This is a genomic window from Streptomyces sp. NPDC054840, assembly GCF_053611065.1.
This window is the reverse complement of sequence record NZ_JBSGZP010000646.1, coordinates 1-4139: the sequence shown is the minus strand read 5'-3', so window position 1 is coordinate 4139 and position 4139 is coordinate 1. Positions and strand designations below refer to the sequence as shown.

At 68.1% G+C, this 4139-nt stretch carries 4 protein-coding genes and 3 pseudogenes; 2 read left to right on the top strand and 5 right to left on the bottom strand.

The window, feature by feature from the left end; translation table 11 throughout:
- Together ACWGIU_RS31500 and ACWGIU_RS31495 are read left to right on the top strand one after the other, a co-directional pair.
- The coding region (locus ACWGIU_RS31500; RefSeq protein ID WP_453711525.1) for a hypothetical protein at positions 1-217 on the top strand (217 nt) is incomplete at its 5' end.
- Positions 218-1001: 784 nt separating this feature from the next.
- Positions 1002-1256 (top strand): annotated as a pseudogene (locus ACWGIU_RS31495) (IS5 family transposase); the annotation flags it as partial.
- 21 nt (positions 1257-1277) lie between these two features.
- Here the strand turns inward: ACWGIU_RS31495 and ACWGIU_RS31490 are convergent.
- The 5 genes and pseudogenes from ACWGIU_RS31490 to ACWGIU_RS31470 all read right to left on the bottom strand — a co-directional run.
- A pseudogene (locus ACWGIU_RS31490) lies at positions 1278-1698 on the bottom strand (VOC family protein).
- 142 nt (positions 1699-1840) lie between these two features.
- Positions 1841-2179 carry a helix-turn-helix domain-containing protein gene (locus tag ACWGIU_RS31485; RefSeq protein WP_453711524.1) on the bottom strand — a complete coding sequence of 113 codons (339 nt, stop codon included), beginning with the start codon at positions 2177-2179 and terminating at the stop codon, positions 1841-1843.
- Between the two features lie 840 nt (positions 2180-3019).
- Positions 3020-3463 (bottom strand): DUF2267 domain-containing protein, encoded by a 444-nt coding sequence (locus ACWGIU_RS31480; RefSeq protein WP_453711523.1) that lies wholly within the window; start codon positions 3461-3463, stop codon positions 3020-3022.
- A 50-nt stretch (positions 3464-3513) separates the two neighbouring features.
- Positions 3514-3912 (bottom strand): DUF2267 domain-containing protein, encoded by a 399-nt coding sequence (locus ACWGIU_RS31475; RefSeq protein WP_453711522.1) that lies wholly within the window; start codon positions 3910-3912, stop codon positions 3514-3516.
- 100 nt (positions 3913-4012) lie between these two features.
- Positions 4013-4139 (bottom strand): annotated as a pseudogene (locus tag ACWGIU_RS31470) (Hsp20/alpha crystallin family protein); the annotation flags it as partial.

Sequence of the window (4139 nt, the reverse complement as noted above, 5' to 3'; positions counted from 1 at the left end):
CTTGAGTGGTCAGATACCTCCTCCGGGGTTCGTGAGGGCGCTGATCGGAGCGACTGTTTCTGCGGAGTTGCGTCAGGTCCGGGAGATCGAAGCCTATATTGTGCTCGGCAGGGCGATGCGTCCGTCCCCGGCGTCGGCGGGCTTGGATCATTCCCCGGAAGCCGATGCAGATGTAGAAGCTGAGATGGCCGACGGCGCTGGGGGCTGCGACGTATGACCGGATGGCCCTGGTTATGGGTCGGCAGGCGGACATCCGTCAGTCAGCTGACTATCTGAGGCAACTGGTCTGGGCCTTGGACAGCATGATTCATCACTGAGCTTCTTCGATGTGACCACCGATCGGGTGACGGTCCGTGAAGCGCAACGAGCGAGGCCCCCGGGCTGCCGGATTCCTGGCCCACCCCCCACCACACACCCAAACACAGCTATCTGACAGAGCGTCAGAATAGGCCGAGAAATTGAATGCGTCGCCAACAGAAACCAGAGTCGGCCCTAAAAGAGCCTTCGAATTCCTGCCTGTCGATCATCTAAGGGCCCGCAGAGAATTAACTTGCTGGTTCTGAGACTTGACATCCCAGGCCAGTGCGATATGAGCACGCATGTTGTTCTTCTGCGGGCCCTAAGGGCTGTAATCCCCAGTGGATCAGCGCACGGCGTCAGATGCGGTGTCGCAAGGCGGAGGGGCGCCCCCGTACTGGGTGTATTCCGGCGTTCCGGCAACGCGGCGAGGTGCCGTGGCCGGCGTCGTGCGCCCCGCCGGGGATTACGGGACAGTCCTTAGGTGGGCGACCAGGAGGGAACTCCAGCGTCATCGGCGCTGACCCGACAGCTCCACCCCCGCCTCTTCGTCACCCGCAACACCGCCGTAGACGACTCCGGCCCGCCCATCGGCGCCGGCGTGGTCCAGCAGCTCTTCCAACGAGTCGGTCTACCCGCCGGCCGCCATCGACAGGCGCGTGATCGTCTCCGGCACCCTCGCCAGCCGGCCCTGACTTGCGACCCGCTCCTACCTGCGCCGCCGCAGGATCCGCTGCACCATCCCGGACAAGGCCGACCAGGCGCGCAACCGCCAGAAGCTCGGCTCCCGCGGAGGTCGGCCGCCGCGTTTGAACCCGACCGACTACCGCGAACGCCACGCGGTCGAATGCGGCATCAACCGCCTCAAGAGAAACCGCGCTGTCGCCACGCGCTACGACAAGCTCGCCGTCCGCTACGAGGCGACCGTACTGGTCGCGGCCGTGAACGAGTGGCTGTGACCAGCACCATCAAAACGGTCCTCAGACGACGTCGAACTCGTTGCCCTCTGGATCCTGCATGGCGACGGCGTAGAGCCCCATGTCCGGCTCGTTGTTGATCCTCAGTACGGTGGCACCGGCTTCGACCAGCTGTTCCACAGCGGCCCTGACCCGCCGCGCGCGGACATCCAGCGGGACGTCACGGCCACCACCGACCTTCAGGTCGAAGTGCCACCGGTTCTTGGCGGTCTTCGGCTCCGGAACCTGCTGGAACCACACGCTCGGTCCGCGTCCCGCCGGATCGACGATCGACTCCGCAATGTCGCCGGCCCCGGCCGGCAGCTCTTCCGCGGGCATCCCCATCGCCTCGAGTAGGCGCGCCACGTGGCGTGCCCGTCCGGCGCGGGCTCGGGCACATAGCCCAATTGGAGCAGTCGATCGTCAGCTGCACTGCCATCTCCATGCCCGGAGCCTCTCAGGCAGGTCTGACAGACGATCCACTTTCGCAACAGGCCCCAGAGCACTGGCGGGCCTCGCCTCGGTCCGGCTCTGGCTCGGCCCATGAGCCGCCGGACGAGCCCTAGGACCGGCAGGCGCGCCCCACCTCAAGCCGCGGCCGTTGGCTTCGACGATTCGGCAGCGTGGCGCTGTTCGGCGTTGATGCGCTGGGCTTCCTCGAGCTGGTCTTCGAGGATGACGATCCGGCAGGCGGCCTCGATCGGGGTGCCCTGGTCGACGAGCTCCCGGGCGCGGGCCGCGATGCGCAGCTGGTAGCGGGAGTAGCGGCGGTGGCCGCCCGGCGAGCGGAGCGGGGTGATCAGGCGGGCTTCGCCGATGGCACGGAGGAAGCCCTGGGTGGTGCCGAGCATCTCGGCGGCCCGGCCCATGGTGTAGGCGGGGTAGTCGTCGTCATCGAGACGGCCGAACGAGTCGTCTGCTGTCATCGAACTTCTCTCGTGGAACGTGGAGGGGCCCTGGCGCCTATGGCACCAGGGCCCCGAAGGAACTGCTACACCATCTGCCGGCCCTAGTACTGCGCCGGCCTACTGTTCCGCGGACCCGGCCTGAACTCGGCCGGGGCGCGGGGATCGCGGTTGCTTGACCGGAGACCACCTCACTATCGATGTCCTGCGGTACCCGGGCTCAGACTTCCGCCCGGGCGATCCTGATGGCGCTAGGCTCCTCCGTTCTTCCCTCGGTGATCAACTGCTTACCCAGCGGGGGACTGCGTACTGCTGGTGGTGCGAACTGCTCAGTGGCCTGTGTCAGCGCCACTCTTCGGCAGCCAGCCCCGTCGCCCGTCCTGCGTCTGCTCTGGCTTGGAACCCCACTGCCGAACTTCCCGGTGCGCGCGCCCGCAGCCGACGCCTTCACCGGGGTGCTGCTCATTGACTTCACTGCTGGGTACTGCGAACCGCACTTATGGATACGGGTACTGCCACTGCGTCGACTGCTGTCCTGCTACGGCGGCCCCTGATCAATGCGGGCCACCCGGTCCGGTCGTCAGTCCCGTCGCCGTCCTGCAACGACCCTGGCTTCGGAACTCCACCACCGCACCGTCCTGCGCACTGCACCTGCGTGTACTGCGGGTACTGCTGCCCGGCAGGTCGTCTCTGCCGGGCCCTGCTGTCTCTCTGGGTACGAGAGAAACCATAACCACGTCACCGACCAATGTCTACTCCGACCGTCATAGATTTCCGTGTGTTCGACGGTGAGGTAATCGACCTCGAACACAGGTCCGAGGGCCCTGCCGCCGCTGCCGCCGGGAGGCCGGGAGGGCGGGATCAGGCGGCGTGCTGGGGCTGTCGCAGTTCGGCCTGGCCGAAGAGGAGGGCGTAGCCGTCGGGGAGCTGGTGGAGGATGCGGGCGAGGAGGTCGGGGCCCGCGAGGCGGGTGACGACGGCGAGTACGGCGCCGGTGTCCCAGCGCGCGACGGCCGGGCTCACGCCGGTTCGTACGGCCAGGTCTTTGACGAAGCCCCAGCCGGTGAGCTGCCCGGTGTCGGGGATCTGGGCGGTCAGGGTGAGGGCCGCCTCGACGGGCAGTCGCTGGGCGAGGTCGACGCGTTCGTCGCCGGTGATCTGGCGGCCGAGTGCGGTCAGGACGCCGCGGACGGCTTCTTCGGCGCGTTCGCGGGTGGGGTAGGCGCCCTCGTAGCGGACGCGTTCCAGCATCTGGTCGAACGTCATGGCGGGCGGTGCCTGGGTCGGTCGCGGCTGGTCGTACATGGTGCTGCGGTTGCCTTTCTCAACGACGGTTCGATGGGGCGGGGTGGCGTTCAGGTGGTGGGCTGGGGGTGGCCGAAGAGGAGGTCGTAGCCGGGCGGGAGCTGGAGCAGGACCTCGCGCACGAGGACGTCACCCGCGGTGGCGGCCACGGTGGAGAGGACCGCGCCGATGTCCCACAGGGCTGTCTTCTCGGTGGCGCCTTCGATCCAGGCCGCGGTGGCGCGGACGAATCGTTCGGGTGAGAGCGGTTCGGCGGCCTGCAGCGGGTTGAGGAGGATCAGGGCGTACGTCTCGGGGAGCCGGGCGGCGAGTTCGGCCCGCACGGTGCCGACCAGGTGCGCGCCCAGCAGGGCCAGAACGACGCGGGCCGCCCGTTCGGCTTCCTCCCGGGTCTCGTACCCGCCCCGTTCCTGGACGTGCGCCAGGAACGCCTCCGGGCGCATCGACATCACGACACCTCCGGGCGAAGGGTTGAGAGGTCAAAGGGTGCGGAGGGCGGGATGCCGGAGGGGGATCGGGTCCCGTCCTCCGCCGTCGGCGTCCCGCCGGTCAGCCGGAGATCCGCTTGCGGCCGGACTCGCCGCCGATCGTGATCTTGCGGGGCTTGGCGCGTTCGGCGATCGGGATCCGCAGGGTCAGGACACCCGCGTCGTAGTCGGCCTCGATGTGCTCGGTG

Bases quoted from the DNA above. Each gene is read 5' to 3' on its own strand.
- ACWGIU_RS31485 (WP_453711524.1), bottom strand. From the start codon at position 2,179: ATGACAGCAGACGACTCGTTCGGCCGTCTCGATGACGACGACTACCCC.
- ACWGIU_RS31480 (WP_453711523.1), bottom strand. From the start codon at position 3,463: ATGTACGACCAGCCGCGACCGACCCAGGCACCGCCCGCCATGACGTTC.
- ACWGIU_RS31475 (WP_453711522.1), bottom strand. From the start codon at position 3,912: ATGTCGATGCGCCCGGAGGCGTTCCTGGCGCACGTCCAGGAACGGGGC.